Source organism: Actinomycetes bacterium (assembly GCA_036510875.1).
Classification (GTDB): domain Bacteria; phylum Actinomycetota; class Actinomycetes; order Prado026; family Prado026; genus DATCDE01.
The window spans coordinates 1-20,824 of the sequence record DATCDE010000154.1 but is presented as its reverse complement, the minus strand read 5'-3'; the positions used below and the strand labels follow the sequence as shown (position 1 = coordinate 20,824).

General features: G+C 72.4%; 22 protein-coding genes. 18 read left to right on the top strand and 4 right to left on the bottom strand.

Annotated features, from left to right (window positions below; genetic code table 11):
- Positions 1-7 precede the first annotated feature (7 nt).
- The 11 genes from VIM19_09045 to purM all read left to right on the top strand — a co-directional run bounded on the left by VIM19_09045 (position 8) and on the right by purM (position 12,074).
- Positions 8-292, top strand: coding sequence for a sterol carrier family protein (locus tag VIM19_09045; GenBank protein HEY5185027.1), 285 nt, complete (start codon positions 8-10; stop codon positions 290-292).
- Positions 293-393: 101 nt separating this feature from the next.
- Positions 394-2,208 carry a long-chain fatty acid--CoA ligase gene (locus tag VIM19_09040; protein HEY5185026.1) on the top strand — a complete coding sequence of 605 codons (1,815 nt, stop codon included), beginning with the start codon at positions 394-396 and terminating at the stop codon, positions 2,206-2,208.
- A 133-nt stretch (positions 2,209-2,341) separates the two neighbouring features.
- Positions 2,342-2,929 carry a TetR/AcrR family transcriptional regulator gene (locus tag VIM19_09035; GenBank protein HEY5185025.1) on the top strand — a complete coding sequence of 196 codons (588 nt, stop codon included), beginning with the start codon at positions 2,342-2,344 and terminating at the stop codon, positions 2,927-2,929.
- Positions 2,926-4,287, top strand: a complete 1,362-nt coding sequence (locus VIM19_09030; protein ID HEY5185024.1) for an NAD(P)-binding domain-containing protein — start codon at positions 2,926-2,928, stop codon at positions 4,285-4,287. The genes VIM19_09035 and VIM19_09030 overlap by 4 nt, the downstream gene beginning before the upstream one ends.
- Positions 4,287-5,132 carry an alpha/beta hydrolase gene (locus VIM19_09025; GenBank protein HEY5185023.1) on the top strand — a complete coding sequence of 282 codons (846 nt, stop codon included), beginning with the start codon at positions 4,287-4,289 and terminating at the stop codon, positions 5,130-5,132. Before VIM19_09030 ends, VIM19_09025 begins: the two co-directional genes overlap by 1 nt.
- A gap of 210 nt (positions 5,133-5,342) precedes the next feature.
- Positions 5,343-6,443, top strand: coding sequence for an ABC transporter ATP-binding protein (locus VIM19_09020; GenBank protein HEY5185022.1), 1,101 nt, complete (start codon positions 5,343-5,345; stop codon positions 6,441-6,443).
- Between the two features lie 11 nt (positions 6,444-6,454).
- Positions 6,455-7,663: an ABC transporter substrate-binding protein gene (locus VIM19_09015; GenBank protein HEY5185021.1), complete on the top strand. Its 1,209-nt coding sequence runs from the start codon at positions 6,455-6,457 to the stop codon at positions 7,661-7,663.
- Between the two features lie 75 nt (positions 7,664-7,738).
- A complete protein-coding gene (locus tag VIM19_09010; GenBank protein ID HEY5185020.1) occupies positions 7,739-8,575 on the top strand; it encodes an ABC transporter permease in 837 nt (278 codons plus the stop codon).
- A gap of 10 nt (positions 8,576-8,585) precedes the next feature.
- Positions 8,586-9,395, top strand: coding sequence for an ABC transporter permease (locus VIM19_09005; protein ID HEY5185019.1), 810 nt, complete (start codon positions 8,586-8,588; stop codon positions 9,393-9,395).
- Positions 9,396-9,438: 43 nt separating this feature from the next.
- The gene (gene purF, locus VIM19_09000; GenBank protein HEY5185018.1) at positions 9,439-10,995 is read left to right on the top strand and encodes an amidophosphoribosyltransferase; all 1,557 of its coding nucleotides are present in this window, start codon (positions 9,439-9,441) and stop codon (positions 10,993-10,995) included.
- On the top strand, positions 10,992-12,074 hold the full coding sequence (gene purM, locus VIM19_08995; GenBank protein ID HEY5185017.1) for a phosphoribosylformylglycinamidine cyclo-ligase: 1,083 nt from the start codon (positions 10,992-10,994) through the stop codon (positions 12,072-12,074). Before purF ends, purM begins: the two co-directional genes overlap by 4 nt.
- Here purM and VIM19_08990 read toward each other — a convergent pair.
- Together VIM19_08990 and VIM19_08985 are read right to left on the bottom strand one after the other, a co-directional pair.
- On the bottom strand, positions 12,062-12,331 hold the full coding sequence (locus VIM19_08990; protein ID HEY5185016.1) for a DUF3073 domain-containing protein: 270 nt from the start codon (positions 12,329-12,331) through the stop codon (positions 12,062-12,064). The genes purM and VIM19_08990 overlap by 13 nt on opposite strands.
- A 147-nt stretch (positions 12,332-12,478) precedes the next feature.
- Positions 12,479-13,558, bottom strand: a complete 1,080-nt coding sequence (locus VIM19_08985) for a Glu/Leu/Phe/Val dehydrogenase dimerization domain-containing protein (GenBank protein HEY5185015.1) — start codon at positions 13,556-13,558, stop codon at positions 12,479-12,481.
- Between the two features lie 32 nt (positions 13,559-13,590).
- Between VIM19_08985 and VIM19_08980 the strand changes: the two genes are divergently transcribed.
- Both VIM19_08980 and VIM19_08975 read left to right on the top strand, forming a co-directional pair.
- Positions 13,591-14,430: a hypothetical protein gene (locus VIM19_08980; protein ID HEY5185014.1), complete on the top strand. Its 840-nt coding sequence runs from the start codon at positions 13,591-13,593 to the stop codon at positions 14,428-14,430.
- 223 nt (positions 14,431-14,653) lie between these two features.
- Complete coding sequence (locus VIM19_08975; protein ID HEY5185013.1) at positions 14,654-14,863, top strand: BldC family transcriptional regulator; 210 nt, start codon at positions 14,654-14,656, stop codon at positions 14,861-14,863.
- Here the strand turns inward: VIM19_08975 and VIM19_08970 are convergent.
- Positions 14,860-16,254 carry an ATP-binding protein gene (locus VIM19_08970; protein HEY5185012.1) on the bottom strand — a complete coding sequence of 465 codons (1,395 nt, stop codon included), beginning with the start codon at positions 16,252-16,254 and terminating at the stop codon, positions 14,860-14,862. The two genes, VIM19_08975 and VIM19_08970, sit on opposite strands and share 4 nt — an antisense overlap.
- On the bottom strand, positions 16,244-16,921 hold the full coding sequence (locus VIM19_08965; GenBank protein HEY5185011.1) for a response regulator transcription factor: 678 nt from the start codon (positions 16,919-16,921) through the stop codon (positions 16,244-16,246). The genes VIM19_08970 and VIM19_08965 overlap by 11 nt, the downstream gene beginning before the upstream one ends.
- Positions 16,922-17,058: 137 nt before the next feature.
- On the opposite strand from VIM19_08965, the gene VIM19_08960 reads away from it, so the two are divergent.
- The 5 genes from VIM19_08960 to VIM19_08940 all read left to right on the top strand — a co-directional run.
- Positions 17,059-18,105, top strand: coding sequence for a hypothetical protein (locus VIM19_08960; protein ID HEY5185010.1), 1,047 nt, complete (start codon positions 17,059-17,061; stop codon positions 18,103-18,105).
- A gap of 44 nt (positions 18,106-18,149) precedes the next feature.
- Positions 18,150-19,094 (top strand): ABC transporter ATP-binding protein, encoded by a 945-nt coding sequence (locus VIM19_08955; GenBank protein HEY5185009.1) that lies wholly within the window; start codon positions 18,150-18,152, stop codon positions 19,092-19,094.
- Complete coding sequence (locus tag VIM19_08950; GenBank protein ID HEY5185008.1) at positions 19,081-19,956, top strand: ABC transporter permease; 876 nt, start codon at positions 19,081-19,083, stop codon at positions 19,954-19,956. The genes VIM19_08955 and VIM19_08950 overlap by 14 nt, the downstream gene beginning before the upstream one ends.
- Positions 19,957-20,002: 46 nt before the next feature.
- Positions 20,003-20,446, top strand: coding sequence for a cyclic nucleotide-binding domain-containing protein (locus tag VIM19_08945; GenBank protein ID HEY5185007.1), 444 nt, complete (start codon positions 20,003-20,005; stop codon positions 20,444-20,446).
- A gap of 153 nt (positions 20,447-20,599) precedes the next feature.
- Positions 20,600-20,824: rod shape-determining protein RodA (locus VIM19_08940; GenBank protein HEY5185006.1), on the top strand; the 225-nt coding region annotated here is incomplete at its 3' end.

The following is a 20,824-nucleotide window of genomic DNA, read 5'->3' as shown; positions in this document are numbered from 1 at the left end:
CCCGGCGCTGCGGACCGCGGTCAAGCTGCTCACCACGCGGCTGGCCGAGCAGATCCCGGGGCGTAGCGTCGAGGTCAGGGTCCCGCCGTTCGCGGCGGTCCAGGTGGACCCGTCCGGCGGCCACGGTCCACGGCACACCCGGGGCACGCCGCCGGCGGTGATCGAGACCGAGCCGCTGGTCTGGATCCGGCTGGCCACCGGCCGGCTGGCCTGGGCGGCCGCCGTCGAGCAGGGCCTGGTGCGGGCCAGCGGCCAACGAGCCGACCTGGCCGGCGTCCTCCCGCTGCGCTGAACCGCCGTTCCGATTGCCCGGACCTCTCCCCGAACCCGACCTCCGACGGCTACCGTGCGCCAAACGCCGAGGTGGCAGCGCGAGCGAGTTGGAGGTCGACGATGGCTGAGAGCACCCACGAGGAGCTGGCCCGTCGGGTCGCGGGCCAAACGGTCACCCGCTGGCTGCGGGACGCTGCCCGTGACCTGCCGGAGCTGGTCGCGCTGCGGGCCAAGAACGCCGACGGCAGCTGGCGGGAGCTCAGCTACGCCGACTACGGCCGGCAGGCCGCCTCGGTGGCCGCGGCGTTCCACCGGCTGGGGGTCGGTGCCGGCGACCGGGTCCTGCTGTACGTGCGCAACCGGCCGGAGTTCCACCTCGCGGACGCCGGGGCGCTGCTGCTGCGGGCGACCCCGCTGAGCATCTACAACTCGTCGTCCCCCGAGCAACTCGGCTACCTCGCGGCGCACAGCGAGGCCATGGTCGCCGTCGTCGACGACCTCGGCTTCCTGGAGCGGCTGCTCACCGTGCGCGACGAGCTGCCCGGGCTGCGGGCCATCGTGGTCTGCGACGACCCGGAGTCACGGCGCCCAGCCGACGTGCTGCTGTTCGACGACCTGCTGGCCGACGACCCGGTCGACCTGGACGCCGCGGTCGATGCGGCCCGGCCCGACGACCTGGTCACCGTGATCTACACCTCGGGCACCACGGGCAACCCCAAGGGGGTGATGCTCGACCACAGCAACCTGGCCTGGGCGGTCGCCGGGTACGCCGACCGGATCGGCGAGGTCGCACCCGGCATGAAGGCGCTGTCCTACCTGCCCATGGCGCACATCGCCGAGCGCATGGTCACCCACTACGGGGCGGTCTGGCTGGGCGCCACGGTGAGCTGCGTGCCGGACCAGGCGACGCTGGGTGCCTTCCTCGCCGAGGTGCACCCCGACTCGCTGTTCGGGCCGCCCCGGGTCTGGGAGAAGCTGCGCGCCGGGATCTTGGCGGCGGTCGCCTCGCAGGGCCCGGAGAAGGAGGCCGGCTTCGCCCAGGCCCTCGCCGTCGGGCAGCAGGCGGCCCAGCTGCGTCGGGCCGGAGCCGAGCTGCCCGAGCCGCTCGCCCAGGCGCACGCCATGGTCGAGCAGGCCGCGTTCGCGCCGCTGCGGCAGCGGGTCGGGCTGGACCAGATGATCTACGCGTTCTCCGGGGCGGCCCCGCTGCCAGCCGACGTGGCTGCCTTCTACCAGGCGATCGGGGTGAACTTCTCCGAGGTGTACGGGATGTCGGAGAACTCCGGCGGCATGACCTGGTCGCCGTACGAGGGCCGGCCCGGCTACGTCGGCAAACCCTGGCCGGGCACCGAGGTGGTCCTCGCGGACGACGGCGAGGTGCTCTGCCGCGGCGGCATCGTCAGCCGCGGCTACCTCAACGACCCGCAGCGCACGGCCGAGACGTTCGACGCCGAGGGCTGGCTGCACACCGGCGACATCGGCGAGTTCGACGCCGACGGCCAGCTGCGCATCGTCGACCGGAAGAAGGAGCTGATCATCACGGCGGGCGGGAAGAACCTCTCGCCCGCGAACGTCGAGGCCCGGCTGAAGTCGCTGCCGCTCGTGGGCCAGGCGGCAGTCATCGGGGACAACCGGCCCTACGTCGTCGCGCTGCTGGTCCTGGACCCGGACGTCACCGCGGCCTGGGCCGCCGGCCAGGGCCTCGCCGCCACGGCGCTGCCGGACCTCGCGAAGGACCCGGCCGTGCTCGCCGAGATCGAGCGCGGCGTCGCCGAGGTGAACGAGCACTTCAACAACGTCGAGCAGGTCAAGCGGTTCGCGGTGCTCGGCGACGAGTGGCAGCCGGACTCCGAGCAGCTCACGGCCACCATGAAGCTCAAGCGGCGCGGCGTGCTGTCGGCGTACCGCGACCTGATCGAGTCGCTGTACGCCTGACCGGTTGACAGCCGGCGTCCCGCCCGGTTCGGTATGACCACCCGGTCACATCGAGCCTCCGGAGCCGACCCTGCCCCGCGAAACCTGGTGGAACCTCCCGGCCGAGCGCCGGGAGCGGGTGCTCGACGCCGCGATGCGTGAGTTCGGTACGCGCGGCTTCTCCGGCGGCAGCCTCAACGTGATCGCCCGCGAGGCGGCGGTCGCCAAGGGCAGCCTGTTCCAGTACTTCGACGACAAGCTGGACCTGTTCGGATACGTCTGCGACGTGACCAGCCAGCGGATCCGGTCCGAGCTGGAGAGACAGATCACCGACCTCGACCGGCAGCGGCCGTTCTTCGTCTTCCTCGAGGACCTGCTGCTCGCCTGGGTCGGCTACTTTCATGCGCACCCGGTCGAGCGCGGCGTGACGGCTGCCACCAACCTCGAGATGGACGGCGCGGTGCGGTCCGCGGTCCGCCGAGTGGCCAACGGGCACTACCTGGAGGTGCTGGTCCCGCTGCTCGCGTCCGCCCACGCCAGGGGGGACCTGCGGGCCGACGCCGATCTGCCGGTGCTCACCGCCCACCTGCTGCTGCTCGCGCCGCACCTCGCCCTGGCCCCGTTCATCGAGGGGCTGGACCCGGTGCTGGCCCTGCACGGACGCCCACCGGAGGACCTGGCCGAGCCGGTGCACCGGCTGGTCTCGACCCTCGCCCACGCCTACACCTCGGAGCAGCCATGACCGTCATCGACCGCCCGGGCACCTGGTGCGTCATCGGGGCCGGACCGCACGGCCTGGCCGCCGTCAAGGCCTTCCGCCAGCTTGGCATCGCCGTCCAGGGGTACGAGCGCGAACCGGAGGTCGGCGGCAACTGGAACTACGACGCCCGCAACTCCCGGGTGTACACGAGCACCCATTTGATCTCGAGCAAGCCGTTCACGGCCTACCCCGACTTCCCGATGCCGGACGACTACCCCGACTACCCCAGCCACCGCCAGGTCCACGCCTACCTCAAGCGGTACGCTGACCACTTCGGCCTGCGCGAGGACCTCGCCTTCAGCACCGACGTGGAGCGGGTCGAGCCGGTCGGGGGTGGCACCCGCTGGGAGGTCACCGTCCGAGCCGCTGACGGGACCGTGACCACCTGCCGGTTCGACGGCGTGGTGGTGGCCAACGGCCACAACTGGAACCCGAAGCTCCCGCAGTACCCCGGCCAGGACGGGTTCACCGGAGAGATCCTGCACTCGGCCGGCTACAAGGACCCCACCGTGCTGCGCGGCAAGCGGGTCCTCGTGGTCGGCGCCGGCAACACCGGCTGCGACCTGGCGGTGGAGGCGGCCCAGCAGGCGGCCCAGGCCTTCCACTCGACCCGCCGCGGCTACTACTACAACCCCAAGTACGTGAACGGGCGTCCCGCCGACCAGGTCGCCGACACCCTGCTGGTGCTGCGGCTGCCGCTGCCCGTGCGCCGGTTCCTCTTCGGCGTCACCCAGAAGGTCGTCGTCGGCGACTACGGCAAGTTCGGCCTGCGGCAGCCGGACCACAAATTCTTCGCGACCCACCCGATCGTCAACAGCCTGCTCGTCTACTACGTGGGGCAGGGCGACATCCACCCCAAGCCGGACATCGAGCGCTTCGACGGGCCCGCGGTGGTGTTCACCGACGGCAGCCGGGCCGAGGTGGACCTCGTGCTGTTCGCCACGGGGTACCTGGTGCGTTTCGACTTCCTGGACGCCCACCGCCACCTGAACTGGCGGGACACCCATCCGCACCTGTACCTGCACGTGTTCACCCCGCAGCACGACAACCTGTTCGTGGCCGGGCTGATCCAGCCGGACAGCGGGCAGTGGACGCTGGCGCACTGGCAGGCGATGGCCATCGCCGGCTACGTCCGGGCGCGCACCGAGCGACCGGACCTGGCCGAACGGTTCCGGGAGCTGGTCGCGCTGCACGCCGACGACCGGTTCAGCGGCGGGACCACCTACACCGACTCCAGCCGGCACTACTTCGAGGTCGCCCACCAGGACTACCTGACCAGCCTCGAGCGGGCCATCAACCTGCTCGAGGGCAGCCGGTCGCTGGCGAAGGCCGGCCGGTGATGGCGGGCACGCCGCGTGCGCCCCGGACCAAGGCGATGCGCCCGCTCGACTGGGCGCTGCCGCCCACCCCGGTGTACCGCGAGGTGCTGTCGGTGCAGCCGGTCGACCTCCCTGCCGACGGGCGGGACCGCCCCCCGCTGCTGTTCGTCCACGGCATGGGGCACGGTGCCTGGTGCTTCGCCGAGCACTGGCTGCCGGCCGCGGCCCGTCGCGGCTTCCCGGCGTACGCGGTGTCGCTGCGCGGCCACGGCGGGTCCGGCGGCCACCGCCGGCTGGGCCGCACCGTGCTGCGGGACTACGTCCACGACGTGCTGCAGACCGCCGTCTCGCTGCCCCGGCCCCCGGTGCTCGTCGGGCAGTCGATGGGCGGGACCGTGGTACAGATGGTGCTCGACCGCTACCCCGCGCCGGCTGGCGTGCTGGTCGCGCCCGCACCGCTGCACGCCGGGTTCCGCAGCCTGGGCGCGATCGCACGCCAGCGGCCCACCCACGCGCTACGCACCCTCGTCGGGGGCAGCCTGCCGATGACGGCGGACGCGCTGTTCGAGGGCCTCGACCCGGCCACCGCCGCCGGCTACATCGGGCGTACCGGGCGGGAGTCGCCGCTCGTGCAGTACGACGTCGCGCTGCTCAACCGGAAGGTCGGCCCGGTGCGGGCGCCGGTGCTGGTCGTGGGCACCCCCGACGACCGGTACGTCCCGCTGTCCGACGTGCAGATCACGGCCGAGCGGTTCGGCGTCGAGCCGGTGCTGTTCCCCGGGATGGGGCACGACCTGATGCTGGACGCCGGCCAGGACCGGGTGCTCGACACGATCCTGGACTGGGTCGACGAGGCGGTCGGGTAGGAGCGCCCACGGCGCCCCACCCGCCACTTCCGTCGTCTTCCGTCGCCATTTGCAGCAGAGGCGGTCGAATCCGCACGGTTCGGTAACGATTCCTACGGAATCGGTGGATTCGCGACCGTTGGCCGTTGTCCCCGCAGTAGTCTCCCGGCCACGGAGCCAGCCGAAGCGGGTCGGCCGGACCGTCGACCTCAGGCCAGGTGAGACACGGCGATGAGTGCGCACGTCTCTGCCGCGGCCACCGGTCACCCGGCGGTGGCGGTGAGCCTGCGCGGGCTGCGCAAAGTCTTCGGCTCCGGCGACCACCAGGTGGTCGCCGTCGAGTCGGTCGACCTCGACGTCCTCCACGGCGAGTTCCTGACCCTGCTCGGCCCGTCCGGGTCCGGCAAGACCACCGTGCTGCGCATGATCGCCGGGTTCGAACTGCCCACCGAGGGGACCATCCTGCTCGGCGGCCAGGATGTCACCCGGGCCGCGCCGTTCCTGCGCGACGTCAACACGGTCTTCCAGGACTACGCCCTGTTCCCGCACATGACCGTTCAGGAGAACGTCGAGTACGGGCTGCGGGTGAAGAAGGTCCCCAAGGCCGAGCGCCGGGAGCGGGCACGCGCCGCGCTGGCCACCGTGCGCCTGGACGGCTACGGCGACCGGCATCCGTCCCAGCTCTCCGGCGGCCAGCGGCAGCGGGTGGCCCTGGCCCGCGCCCTGGTCAACCGGCCCAAGGTGCTCCTGCTCGACGAGCCGCTGGGCGCGCTGGACCTCAAGCTGCGCGAGGAGATGCAGGTCGAGCTGAAGGCCATCCAGCGGCAGGTCGGGATCACGTTCGTGTTCGTGACCCACGACCAGGAGGAGGCCCTCACCATGTCGGACCGGATCGTGGTGTTCAGCCGCGGCCGGATCGAGCAGGTGGGCGAACCCGCTGAGGTCTACGAGCGCCCGGCGACCTCCTTCGTGGCGGGCTTCGTCGGCACCTCGAACCTGCTTCAGGGTGGCGCCGCCCGGACCGTGTTCGGCAAGGACGGCGTGTTCAGCGTGCGACCCGAGAAGATCCGGGTCGCCGCCGAGGACGAGCAGCCGAGGGCGGGCGAGGACGGCGCGACCGGCACCGTGCGCGACGTCGTCTACGTCGGGCCGGCCACCCGGTTCCTGGTGGACCTCGACGCGGGCGGCACCCTCGTGGCGCTCCAGCAGAACCTGCGGACGTCGTCCCAGGACGTCCAGGGCCTGCGGGACACGCGGGTCCGGCTGATCTGGAACAAGGAACACGAGTTCTCGGTGGCATCCGCTGCCGGTGCGGGCGAGCCCAACGGATGAGGAGAACCCAGATGGCTCACAAGCGGCTGTTCAAGGTCGCCGCGGTCGGCGCGCTCGCCGCGCTGCTGGCGACCGCGTGCGGGGGCAGCTCGAGCGGCGGTGGCGGCACCAGCACCCAGGCCGAGCCGCCGAAGCTGGAGGCCCTGCAGTCCCTGGGTACGGGCGAGGGACAGGTCAACATCCTGGCCTGGGCCGGGTACGCCGAGAACGGGAGCACCGACCCCAAGGTCGACTGGGTCACCCCGTTCGAAAAGGCGACCGGCTGCAAGGCCAACGTCCAGGTGGCCAACACCTCCGACGAGATGTTCGAGAAGATGGGCTCCGGGCAGTTCGACGTCGTGTCGGCGTCCGGCGACTCGTCCCTGCGGATGATCTACGCGGGCAAGGTCGCGCCGGTGAACACCTCGCTGCTCACCAACTACGCCGACATCCCGGCGTGGCAGAAGACCCAGCAGTGGAACTCGGTGAACGGCGTCGCCTACGGCATCCCGCACGGCTGGGGCGCCCAGCTGCTGGCCTACCGCACCGACCTCGCCAAGCCCGCCCCTGACTCCTGGAGCGTGGCCTACGACGCGAACACGCCGTACAAGGGCAAGGTCACCGTCTACGACTCCCCCACCGACGGCATCGCGATGGCCGCGGTGTACCTGATGGCCACCCAGCCCGACCTCGGGATCAAGAACCCGTACGCGCTGGACCAAAAGCAGTTCGACGCCGCCGTCAAGCTGGCCACCGACCAGAAGGCGCTGGTCGGATCGTACTGGTCGGCGTACACCGACGCGCAGAAGGCGCTGGAGAGCGGCAGCACGGTGGTCGGCTCGACCTGGCAGATCATCGTGAACCTGGCCAAGGCCGACAAGGCCCCGGTCGAGTCGGTGCTGCCGAAGGAGGGCGCCACCGGCTGGGCGGACACCTGGATGGTCGATGCGAAGTCACCACACCCGAACTGCGCCTACCTGTGGATGAACCACATCACCTCGCCGGCGGTCCAGGCGCAGGTGGCCGAGTGGTTCGGCGAGGCGCCGGCGAACACCAAGGCGTGCGACCTGACCACGGACAAGACGCACTGTGACACGTTCCACGCCAAGGACGAGGCCTACTTCAAGCAGATCTGGTTCTGGTCCACGCCGCAGTCCGGCTGCCTGGACGGGCGCACCGACACCACGTGCGTGCCGTACTCGGAGTGGACGAAGGCGTGGAGCAGCCTGCGCAACAGCTGATCCGAACCGATGAGCTCCAACACCCAGACGTCGGAGGTCCTGCCGGTCACGCTGACCGGCAGGGTCTCCGACGCCATGTTCCGCCGGCCGCGGCTGCGGCTGGCGGGAGTGCTCGGCCTGCCCATGCTGTGGCTGGTCCTGATCTACTTCGCCGCGCTGTTCTCGCTGCTCATCACGTCGTTCTACAGCGTCGACGAGTTCACCAACGCCGTCGTGCACACCTTCACGACGCAGAACTTCGTCGACGTGTTCACCGACCCGGCGTACCTCAAGGCGACCCTGCGCACGGTGGGCATCGCCGCCTCCGTCACCGTGATCTGCATCGTGCTGGCGCTGCCCATGGCGTTCTTCATGGCGAAGGTGGCGTCGCGCCGGTGGCGCAACCTGCTCGTCGCGCTGGTCATCACGCCGCTGTGGGCGGCCTACCTGGTCAAGGTCTACGCCTGGCAGGCCATGGTGCAGCCTGTGACGGGCGTCATCGCCTGGATGCTCAAGCCGTTCGGGCTGAGCGGCCCGGGCTACGGCATCACCGCGGTGATCCTCACCCTGTCCTACCTGTGGCTGCCGTACATGATCCTGCCGATCTACGCGGGGCTGGAGCGGCTGCCCGACTCGCTGCTGGACGCGGCCGGCGACCTGGGCGCCAGGTCCGGCCGGACGGTCCGCACCGTGGTGCTGCCGCTGATCTACCCCTCGATCGTGGCCGGGTCGATCTTCACGTTCTCGCTGAGCCTGGGCGACTACATCACCGTGCAGATCGTCGGCGGCAAGACCCAGATGCTGGGCAACATCGTCTACCAGAACTACACGTCCAACCTGCCGTTCGCGGCGACCATCGCGCTGATCCCGGTGGCGATCATGGTGGTCTACCTCGCCGCGGTGCGCCGGACCGGCGCGCTGGAGAACTTGTGAGGGGGTCGCGGTGAACCTGTCCCGCCCGCTCAGGTGGGGGCTCGGGACGGCCGCGGCCGTCGTGTTGGCGTTCGTCTACGTGCCGCTCGCGGTGGTGCTGGTCAACTCGTTCAACGCCAGCAAGGTCTTCGCCTGGCCGCCGAAGGAGTTCACCACGCACTGGTGGACGCAGGTGATCGGCAACCCCGGGATCCGGGAGGCCGTGCTGACCTCCTTCGAGGTGGGCGTGGTCGCCACGCTCATCGCACTGGTGCTCGGCACGCTGCTGTCGTTCGCACTGGCGCGGTACAAGTTCTTCGGCCAGCAGACCTTGTCGCTGCTCGTGGTGCTCCCGATCGCGCTGCCCGGCATCGTGACGGCGCTCGCGTTCCGGACCGCCTTCCGGTCTGTCCTCGGCGTCGAGCTGTCGATGTGGACGGTGGCGGTCTCGCACGCCACGTTCTGCATCGTCGTCGTCTACAACAACGTGATCGCCCGGCTGCGGCGCACCGGCACCAACCCGCAGGAGGCGTCGATGGACCTCGGCGCGGACAGCTTCATGACGTTCCGGCTGGTCACCTTCCCACTGCTGCGCGGCGCCATGCTCGGCGGGGCGCTGCTCGCGTTCGGGCTGTCCTTCGACGAGATCGTCGTCACGCTGTTCACCGCGCCACCGGGCGTGACCACCGTGCCGATCTGGATCTTCCAGAACCTGTTCCGGCCGAACCAGGCGCCGGTCGTCAACGTGGTGGCGGCCATCCTCGTGGTGCTGTCCGTGATCCCGATCTACTTCAGCCAGAAGCTGTCCGGGGACGCCGGCCATGCCGGAGGGCGCCTGTAGCTGCGTGGTGGGCCAGCGTCCCGGCGGCACGTAGACTGGCGCGGTGCCACGTGGCGACGGTCGGTTGAACCACGAGCTCCTCCCCGGCGAGAACGGCCCGCAAGACGCCTGCGGCGTCTTCGGGGTCTGGGCCCCCGGCGAGGAGGTTGCCAAGCTCACCTACTTCGGCCTGTACGCCCTGCAGCACCGGGGCCAGGAGTCGGCCGGCATCGCGGTGAGCAACGGCCACCAGATCCTGGTCTACAAGGACATGGGCCTGGTCGCGCAGGTGTTCGACGAGTCGCACCTGTCCGCGCTGCTCGGACACCTGTCGATCGGTCACTGCCGGTACTCGACCACCGGCGCCAGCGTCTGGGAGAACGCCCAGCCGACGTTCCGAGCCACCGCCACCGGCTCCATCGCGCTGGGCCACAACGGCAACCTGACCAACACCTCCGAGCTGGCCGCCATGGTCGACGAGCTGGGCTCCGAGCGGGGCGAGCTGCCGCTCAGGGGCACCGCGCCGCTCCGGTCGACGTCCGACACCGACCTGGTGACCACGCTGCTGGCGTCGCACCCGGACCGTTCGATCGAGGCCAGCGCGCTGGACATCCTGCCCCGGCTGCGCGGCGCGTTCTCGCTGGTGTTCATGGACGAGGGCACCCTGTACGCCGCCCGAGACCCGCAGGGCATCCGGCCGCTCGTGCTCGGCCGGCTGGAGCGCGGCTGGGTGGTCGCCTCCGAGACCGCGGCCCTAGACATCGTGGGTGCGGCGTTCATCCGGGAGGTCGAGCCGGGGGAGCTGCTGGTCATCGACGAGCACGGGCTGCGCTCCCAGCGGTTCGCCGAGGCCGCGCCCAAGGGCTGCATCTTCGAGTACGTCTACCTGGCCCGCCCGGACACCACGATCGGCGGGCGCAGCGTCCACACGACCCGGGTCGAGGTCGGACGCCGGCTGGCCAGGGAGGCGCCGGCCGACGCCGACCTGGTGATCCCCGTCCCGGAGTCCGGCACCCCCGCGGCCGTCGGCTACTCGCAGGAGTCGGGCATCCCCTACGGGCAGGGCCTGGTCAAGAACGCCTACGTCGGCCGGACCTTCATCCAGCCGTCCCAGACCATCCGGCAGCTGGGCATCCGGCTCAAGCTGAACCCGCTGCGCGAGGTGATCCAGGGCAAGCGGCTGGTCGTCGTCGACGACTCGATCGTGCGCGGCAACACCCAGCGCGCGCTCGTGCGGATGCTGCGTGAGGCGGGGGCCGCCGAGGTGCACGTGCGGATCGCCTCGCCGCCGGTGAAGTGGCCGTGCTTCTACGGCATCGACTTCGCCACCCGGGCCGAGCTGGTGGCCAACGGGCTCACGGTCGACGAGATCCGCCAGTCGATCGGTGCCGACTCGCTGTCCTACATCTCCCTCGAGGAGCTGGTCGACGCGACCACCGTCCCCGCCGACCGGCTGTGCCGCGCCTGCTTCGACGGCACCTACCCGGTGCCGCTCCCGGAGCCGGAGCACCTCGGCAAGCACCTGCTGGAGGCCTTCGAGCAGGCGGTGCCCACCGACGCGGACGGCCTTCCCACGCTGGTCGCCGGAGGCGGGGCATCCGACGCCCTGACCCGCCCGTGAGCGGTGCCGTGAGCGGCTCGGCGAGCTACTCCGCTGCCGGTGTCGACATCGAGGCGGGCGACCGCGCCGTCGAGCTGATGAAGGCCTCGGTCGCGGCGGCCAGCCGGCCCGAGGTGGTCGGCGGGCTGGGCGGGTTCGCCGGCCTGTTCGACGCCAGCGCCCTGCGCGACTACCGGCGCCCCCTGCTGGTCACCGCGACCGACGGCGTCGGCACCAAGATCGAGGTGGCCCGGCGCATGGACCGGCACGACACCATCGGCATCGACCTGGTCGCCATGGTGCTCGACGACCTGGTCGTCTGCGGCGCCGAGCCGCTGTTCATGACCGACTACATCGCCACCGGCAAGGTGGTGCCCGAGCGGGTCGCCGCGATCGTGTCCGGCATAGCCGACGGCTGCCGCCAGGCCGGCGCCGCGCTCGTGGGCGGGGAGACCGCCGAGCACCCCGGGCTGCTGGCCCCCGACGACTACGACGTGGCCGGCGCGGGCACCGGCGTCGTCGAGGCGGACGACCTGCTCGGTCCGGACCGGGTGCGCCCGGGGGACGTCGTCGTGGCGATGGCGTCGTCCGGGCTGCACTCCAACGGCTACAGCCTGGCCCGGCACGTGCTGTTCGACCGGGCCGGCTGGGACGTCGACCGCGACGTGCCCGAGCTGGGCCGGACGCTGGGCGAGGAGCTGCTCGAGCCGACCCGGATCTACGCGCTGGACTGCCTGGCGCTGGCCAGGGACGCCTCGGCGCACGTGCATGCGTTCGCCCACGTGACCGGCGGGGGGCTCGCAGCCAACCTGGCCCGGGTGCTGCCGGCGGGGGTGAGCGTGCGTGTCGACCGGTCCACCTGGACGCCGGCGCCGGTGTTCGACCTGGTCGCCCGGCTCGGCGGAGTGGCCCGCGACGAGCTCGAGCGCACCCTCAACCTCGGGGTCGGGATGGTGGCCTTGGTCGGCCCGGACGGCGTCGTCGAGACCCTGCGGGTGCTGGCCGGGCGGGGGGTGCCGGCCTGGGTGGCCGGAGAGGTCGCCGCGTCATCGGCGGGACAGCCCGGTGAGGTGCAGCTGAGCGGGGACTACCGGGCCTGACGCTGGCCGTCACCCTCGTCGTCGTCCTCGTCGGTCTCGTCGAGGTACGCGGCGTAGGGGTCGTCGTACTCGTCGTCGTCCGCGGAAGCCGTGTCGGAGCCGGTCTCGACGACCGTATCGACGTCAGCGGCGTACGAGTGCCGCGGACGCTGTCCGGACAGCTCCGCTTGCAGCGCATCCAGGTCGGTCCCGTGCGAGCTGTACTTGAGCTCGCGGGCCACCTTGGTCTGCTTGGCCTTGGCCCGGCCGCGCCCCATGGCTCGACCCCCTCGTGTACCGGTGACGTTCGGGGCTTCATGGCCCCGGTTGCCTGCTGGCTGATCGGCGTGTGCCGGCGGCGCGCACACACCGGACCGACGGCGGGGCCGCCGGTCCACCCCCTACCGTACCCGCTCCGGCGCGCTTCAGGGAGCCGCCGCGTCGCTGATCAGTCCCGGAAACAGCGTCCGGGCCCACGGGCCGGCCGCCATCCGCTCCTCGGCGAGCCGGTCGGCGGCCGCTGCCGGGGTGGTCCGGTCGCGCTCGGCCACGTCGATGACGCGGAGCAGGACGTCGAAGATGCCCTCCGTCCTGGCCCGGGCGCGGGCCGGATCGAACCCGTGCAGCTCGTCGGCGACCTGGATCACACCGCCGGCGTTGACCAGATAGTCCGGCGCGTAGAGGACGCCTCGACGGGCCAGCTCGTCGGCGGTCCCGGCGTGGGCCAGCTGGTTGTTCGCGCCGCCGCACACGATCGTGGCGCGCAGGGCCGCGACCGTCGCGTCGTCCAGCGCCCCGCCGAGCGCGTTGGGCGAGTAGATGTCCAGGTCCATGGCGGCCAGCGCCGCTGCGTCGACGGCGACAGCGACTTCGGGGTGCTGCGCCATGAGTCGGCTGAGGGCCGCCGCGTCCACGTCGCTGACCGTCACCGTGGCCCCCGCCTCGAGCAGGTGGCCGACCAGCCGGTGGCCGACCTTGCCGACCCCGGCGACCCCGACCCGCCGCCCGGCGAGGTCGGCGCTGCCGTACCGGTGCTGGGCACAGGCCCGCATGCCCTGGAAGACGCCGAACGCGGTGAGCAGGCTGGAGTCGCCGGCCCCGCCGCGCTCAGGCGACCCGCCGGTGGCGAACCGGCAGGTCTCGGACACGACGTCCATGTCCTGGACGTAGGTGCCGACGTCGCAGGCCGTCACGTACCGGCCGCCGAGCGCCTGCACGAAGCGGCCGTAGGCTCGCAGCAGGTCGGGCGTCTTGTCTAGCGCCGGGTCCCCGATGATCACGGCCTTGCCGCCGCCGTGGTCCAGGCCGGCAAGCGCGTTCTTGTGGGACATGGCCCGGGACAGCCGCAGCGCGTCGGCCGTCGCCTCCTCCTCGCTGGCGTAGCGGTGGAAGCGGGTTCCGCCGAGGGCCGGGCCCAGCGCCGTGCTGTGCACGGCGATGACGGCGGTCAGGCCGGTCTCCCGGTCGTGGCAGCGGACCACCTGCTCGTGCTCGCTGTGCTCCATGCTCGGCAGCCTAGGCGTGTCAGGATGCCACGGTGAGGACCTCGCTGGTGCCCCCCTACGCGGCCTTCCTCCGGGTGTACGAGCCGCTCGAGGCGTTCCCGGATGGCGAACGCCAGCACTGGCTGCGCTACCTGCGCGCGCCGGAGCGGCCGGACTCGGCCGACCTGGTCGCCGCCGAGCACGCGGCGGCGCTGAGCCGGGCGACCGCGCTCCCCCCGCTGGCCGCGCCGGAACGGGACAGCGGGCACGCGTACGTGCTGCACCTGGACGGCGTCCCCTTGGTCTGCCCGGGCCAGGAGCGGTTGCGGTCCTGGTTGGCCCTCGAGGCCTTCCGGTCGTCGAACCCGCCGGCGCTCGTGGGCGCGGTGCTGCAGCCGGAGGCGGTGCGGGCGGCCGCCGAGGCCCTGGCGCAGTGGCGCGCCGACCACCCCGGTCGGCAGCCCCGCATCCTCACGGCCACCTGGCGGGTGCCCACCGGGTGGTTCGCCGCCTTCGCCGGCCGGGAGCGGGAGCTGCACACCGACCCGGTCCCCGTGCTGCGTTACCGGGCGACGATGGCCGACGCGCGCCGCCGGATGGCGCGGGCGCTGGCCGTGCTGCGGCGCAACCTGGAGGACGGCACGGTCACCCACGAGGTCGAGTCGGTGGCCCGGTGGCTGGAGGAGTTCCACCCGCGAGGGGTGGTCGAGCTCGACTACGGCGGCCTGGTCGGGCTGCTGGACCCCACGGCCCTGGAAGCCGACACCTCGGCCGCCGACGTCGCCGAGGGGCTGGCCTCGCTGGCGGCCGGAGCCCCGCAGGACGCCGCGGCGTCCTACGCCCGCCTGCTGGAGCGCTGGCGGGCGGTACAGGCCCTCGCCCAAGCCGGCTGACCCCCACCCTTCATGCGGCTGGGTGGGTGGGGCGGGTCCCCCGGAGTTGATCGTTTCGGTGGAGGCAACTAGTCCGTCCGGCTCATCCGGGAAATGGCTCTTCCGGGCCATTTCGGACAAGCCGGGCGCAACGGGATGATGACACCCTGCGGTCGTCCCAATCCCGGGTCGGCCGCAAGGTGCGGACGCACAGGCCCAACCCTTCACGAGAGGTGGATCCGCGGTGACCACGCGCGCGTCCGACACGGAACCGCTGCTCACGCCGTCTGAGGTGGCGTCGATGTTCCGCGTCGACCCCAAGACCGTGACCCGGTGGGCCAAGGCCGGCAAGCTCACCTCCATCCGCACGCTGGGTGGCCACCGGCGCTACCGCGAGGCCGAGGTGCGTGCCCTGCTCGCCGGCGTCTCCGGAGACCCCACCGAGAACGCCTAGGCGTCCAGACGTCCGGCCGGCAGCCGGACCACGGCGCGAAGCCCCGGCCCGCCCCCGACGGGGTCGGTCAGCCGCACCGTTCCGCCCACCGACCGCACCAGCTCGCGCACGATCGCGAGCCCCAGCCCGGAGCCGCCGTCGTTGCGGCTGCGCGCGTCGTCCAGCCGGGTGAACCGCTCGAAGACCTGCTCACGGTCGGCTGGGGCGATGCCCGGCCCGTCGTCAGTGACTGTCAGCGTCACGGTGTCGTCCGCGGTCGACAGGTCGACCTCGACCGCCCCGGCGGCATGCCGCACCGCGTTGTCGACCAGGTTGGTGACGATCCGGCTGCCGACAGAGCTGGGCGCGACCACCGGGGCGTGGGCAGCGCCGGTGCGGTGCATCGGCACCCGTCCGGCCGGCCGGTCCAGGACGACGTCCACGACCGTCGCCAGGTCGCACCCCCCGGACTGCTGGGTGTCGGCGGCGCCGGCGCCCTCGTCCATCCGCGCGAGCAGCAGCAGGTCGTCGACCAGCCGCCCCATCCGTTCGGTGTCCGACAGGGCCCCCGACGCCACCCGCTCCCAGTCCGCCTCGGCCGGGTCCAGCAGGGCCACCTCGAGGCCGGTCCGCACCGACGCCAGCGGGCTGCGCAGCTCGTGCGCGGCGTCGGAGGTGAAGGACCGCTGGCGTGCGGCCGCAGTCCGGACCCGCTCGAGCATCGAGTTGAGCGTCAGCGCCAGCCGGTGGATCTCGTCGTCCGCCTGCGGCACCGGCAGCAGAGTGGCGGCGCCGGTCCCGGTGATCTCCTGGGCGCCCCGGCTCAGTGCCGCGACCGGGCGCAGCGCCGATCCCACGAGCAACCAGGCCAGACCGGCGAAACCCGCGGTGAGCAGCGGCACCCCGACGAGCAGGATCAGCTGGACGGCGTGCACCCCGCGCAGCACGTCGGTCGTGGAGACGGCGACCAGCACGGTCAGCCGGCCGCTCGACGGCCCAGCCTGGACGCCGACGACGCGCAGCTGGTCGTCCACCCCGATCCGGGTCCCCGCGAGGTCCACGGTCCGGCCGGCCCGGACCTGCGCCAGCGGACCGGCCTCGAGCAGCGGGGCGAGCCGGTCCCCGCCGGGGGAGGCCGCGCGCACCCGGCCCTGCGCATCGACCACCTGCACGACGCTGCCGCTGGTGGCCGGCACCGGGTCGGACAGCTGGCCGGAGTTGATCAGCGCCGCGACGTCGTGGGCCTGCTGCCGGGCCGCGTCGTCCAGCCCGCGCAGCAGCAGCGAACGCACCAGCACGACGAGCAGCAGGGCGCCGGCCGCGAGCGCGACCAGCACGACGGCGGTGGTGGCCACGGTGAGCCGGGCCCGGATGCTCAGGCGCGGCCACCACGGCGTCGGCTCAGCCGCCATCGGCCACCAGCCGGTACCCGGAGCCCCGCACGGTCTCCAGCGAGTGGCGGGCGAACGGCACGTCGATCTTGCGGCGCAGGTAGCCGACGTACACCTCGACGACGTTCGGGTCGTCGGAGTCGTGGCCGCCCCACACGTCCTCGAGCAGCTCGGTCTTGCCCACGGCCTCGCCGGGGCGGCGCATCAGCGCCTCGAGCAGGGTGAACTCCCGAGGGGTGAGGGCGAGCTCGACCCCGGCCCGGGTGGCCCGCCGAGCCGCCGGGTCGAGCACCAGGTCGCCCACCTCGAGGATGGCCGGACGCTGGCTGCCACCCCTGCGCAGCAGCGCCCGGATCCGGGCCACCAGCACCACCCAGGCGAACGGCTTGGTCAGGTAGTCGTCGGCGCCAAGGTCCAGGCCGTCGGCCTGATCGTACTCGCCGTCCTTGGCGGACAGCATGAGCACCGGCACGGTGCTGCCCTCGGCGCGCAGCTGCTGGCAGACCCGGTAGCCAGACAGGCGGGGCAGCATGACGTCGAGGACGACAGCGTCGTAGCCGCCGTCTCGGGCCAGCCGCAGCCCGGCCTCACCGTCGTGGGCCAGGTCGACGGCGAAGCCCTCGGCCCGCAGCCCGCGCTGCAGCGACTCCGCGAACCTCAGCTCGTCCTCGACCACCAGTAGGCGCACGAGTCCAGCCTGACTCATGGACGCCGCCCCCGGTACCGCCCCCGCGGTCTCTCAAGGATCTCTCAGCGACCCCGGCGCAGACTGGGCCCATGGCGCGATCACTTCCCCTCCTCAGTTCCCGACGGGCCCGCTGGGCCGTGCCCGTCGCCGTCCTCGCCCTGGTGGGCCTCGGCCTTGGCCTCGGCGCCGGCGGTGCCGTGGCCAACCCGGGTCTGCCGCCCAAGACGGCCGGCGAGCTGCTCGCAGCGGTCGCCAACGCCCCCAACCAGCCGTTCTCCGGCACGGTCGTCGAGACCGCCAACCTGGGGTTGCCCGCACTGCCGGACACCGGCGGTTCGACGTCCCCGCAGGCCCTGCTTACCGGGTCGCACACGTTGCGGATCTGGTACGCGTCCCCGAAGCAGGTCCGGCTGGCGCTGATCGGTGACCTCGCCGAGACCGACCTGATCCGCAACGGCACCGATGCGTGGCTGTGGTCCAGCCGGACCAACACCGCCACCCACACCGTGCTGCCCGCCGAGGCGGCGGGCGCCACCCCGTCGCCGACCACCCTGCCGGTCGACCCGGTCACAGCGGCCCAGCAGGCGCTCGCGGCCATCGACCCGACCACGGTGGTCACCGTCGACGGGACCAGCCTGGTGGCCAACCGGCCGGCGTACGAGCTGGTGCTGACACCGCGTGACTCGTCGTCGCTGATCGGCCAGGTCCGGCTGGCGCTGGACTCCACGACCTTCCTGCCGTTGCGCGTGGAGGTGTTCGCGAGGGGCGGCACCGCACCGGCCTTCGAGACCGGGTTCACCGCGCCGCTGCAGACGGCCCCGCCGGACGCCTCGGTGTTCAGCTTCACCCCGCCGCCCGGCGCCACGGTCACCAACCACAGCGCGCCGACGACCCAGCCGGGCACGTCGGCGCCGTCGATGTCCCCCACGGTGGTCGGCTCCGGCTGGATGTCGGTCCTGGTGCTGCACGGCGTGACCGCCTCGTCGCTCAGCTCCAACGCCACGGTGGGCAGCGTGCTCAAGGCGACCACACCGGTCCAGGGCGCGTTCGGCAGCGGTCAGCTGCTGAGCACCCCACTGCTGTCGGTGCTCATGCTCAGCGACGGCCGGACGCTGGTCGGAGCCGTCCAGCCGAGCGTGCTCGAGCAGGCCGCCACCTCCGCGCCGGCGCCGACGACGTCGTGACCGACACCGTCCCGAGCCCGGTCACCGAGCGTGGCCCGGCGCCGGTGGTGGCCCCCCCCACCCCGGCGCTGGCCACCCGCGGCCTGACCAAGCGGTTCCGCGGCGGCCAGGTCGCGGTGGACGGCGTCGACCTGATGGTTCCGCACGGGTCGGTGTACGGCTTCCTCGGTCCCAACGGCTCCGGCAAGACGACGACCATCCGGATGCTGCTCGGCCTGATCGCGCCGACGTCGGGGGAGCACGACCTGCTCGGACGCCGGATGCCGGGAGCGGCGGCCGAAGTCCTGCCCAGGGTCGGCGCCCTCGTCGAAGGCCCGGCCTTCTACCCCTACCTGAGCGGCTGGGACAACCTGGCCCGGATCGACGCGGCGGACCGGACCGTCGACCCGGCCACCGGCCGGGCCCGGATCGGCCTCGCCCTGGAGCGGGTGGGGCTGTCGGCCGCGGCCCGCAAGCGGTACCGCAACTACTCGCTGGGCATGCGGCAGCGGCTCGGCCTGGCCGCCGCCCTGCTGCGGCCCCGGGACCTGCTGGTGCTCGACGAGCCCACCAACGGCCTGGACCCGCAGGGCACCCGCGAGGTACGGGCGCTGATTCGCGAGCTGGCCGCGGAGGGCGCCACGGTGTTCCTCTCCTCGCACCTTCTGTCCGAGATCGAGCAGGTCTGCTCGCACGTCGGCGTCATGAGCCGGGGTCGTCTGGTGGCCCAGGGGACGCTGCGCGAGCTGCGGGACGTCGCGGCACCCCGGGTTCGGGTGGTGACCGGGCAGCCCGCGGAGGCGATGGCCGTGCTCACCGCCTTGGGACTGGCCGCGCCGGAGGCTCGGGACGGCCAGGTCCTGGCGACGCTCGACGGCGTGCCGTCCGAGCGGGTGACCGAGGCGCTGGTCCGGGCCGGCATCGGGGTCCGCGAGCTGGTGGTCGAGCGGCCCGACCTCGAGGACGTGTTCGTCTCACTCACCGGGGAGGGCTTCGATGTCGACCAGTGAGCTGACCCGTCCCGCGACGTATGGCCTGCTCGACCGACCGGCCCCGGTGAGCACGCGGCTGCTGCGCTCGGAGCTGCGACTGGTGTTCCGCCGGCGGCGCAACCTGGCGATCCTCGGTGTGCTGGCCTGTGCCCCGCTGCTGCTCGGCATCGCCATCAAGATCGGCGGCGGGGGTGACGGCGGGGGTGGCGGTCCGGCGTTCATCGGCCAGATCACCCGCAACGGGCTGTTCCTCGCCTTCACCTCGCTGGTGGTGACGCTGCCGCTGTTCCTGCCGCTAGCGGTGTCCGTGGTGTCCGGTGAGTCGGTGGCCGGCGAGGCCTCGGCCGGGACGCTGCGCAGCCTGCTCGTCGTCCCGGTGGGCCGGACCCGGCTGCTGCTGGTCAAGTACGCCGGGATCGTGGCGTTCGGGCTAGCCGCGGCCACGGTCGTCGGGGCGATGGGGGTGCTCGTCGGGCTGCTGCTGTTCCCCACCGGGCCGGTCACGCTGCTGTCGGGGTCGACCATCTCGTTCGGCGCGGCACTGATGCGGGTGCTGCTCGTGGTGCTCTACGTCGCCGCCATGCTGGCCGGCATCGCGGCGATCGGGCTGTTCATCTCCACGTTGACCGAGGTGCCGCTCGCCGCGATGGCGGCCACGGCGATCACCGTGGTGGTCGTCGCGATCCTCGACTCGGTGCCGCAGATCTCCTCGATCCACCCGTACCTGTTCGTGCAGTGGTGGTTCAGCTTCGGCGACCTGATCCGTGACCCGGTGGTGTACGGGCCCATGGTGCACGGGCTCGTGGTCCATGCCGTCTACGTGGCGGTCTTCGGCTCGCTGGCCTGGGCCCGGCTCACCACCAAGGACGTCTCCGGCTGAGATCGGCTGCGCTAGGCTCCGGCGGCATGCGAGTGAGGAGATCGCCATGGCTGGTGCCGTCACTGACCGAACCGAGGCCGACTGGACCGACGTCCTCGCCTCGGTCCCGCTGTTCGCCGGCCTGTCCAAGCGGCACGTGCACAGCATCGCCAAGCTGGCCAAGGTCCAGAGCTACCCGGCGTTCACCGAGCTCGTCCGCGAGGGCCACCGGGGTGAGTCGTTCTACCTGATCCTGGACGGGACAGCGGTCGTCCGGCCCCCGGGCAAGCGCGCGGTGAAACTGGGCTTCGGTGACTTCTTCGGGGAGCTGTCGCTGCTCGACAACGCGCCCCGGTCGGCGACCGTCCAGGCGCAGAGCGAGGTGCTGGTCGCGCGGATCGGCCGGACCGACTTCCTGCGGATGCTCCAGCACGAGCCAAAGGTCGCCCTGGTGCTGCTCACCAGCCTGGCCGGCCGGCTGCGCGCGACCGAGGCCTCCGCCCGCCACTGACCTGCCGCGGGAACCGGCGGCCCCCCGCGGTCGTTCACGTGCCCGGGGCGTCTGCTCCTGAAAGACGACGGGAGTGGGCGTGGACAAGGCATGACACTGTGGTCCGCGACCGTCTCCCAGAGGGGTCGCAAGGGTTCCCTGGCGTCGCGGGCGGTGGCCCGTGACTCTGTGCTGCGCCGGTTGGACTGGGTCCTTGCCCTCGCCGTGGCCGCGCTGCTGGCCCTCGGGACGGTGCTGGTGTGGTCGGCGACCCGGCAGCGGGAGCTGGACGCGGGCCTGGACCCGCAGGCGTTCTTGAAGAAGCACCTGCTCAACATCACCATCGGGCTGGCGCTGGCGGTGGTGACCACGCTGCTGGACTACCGGATGCTGCGCGCC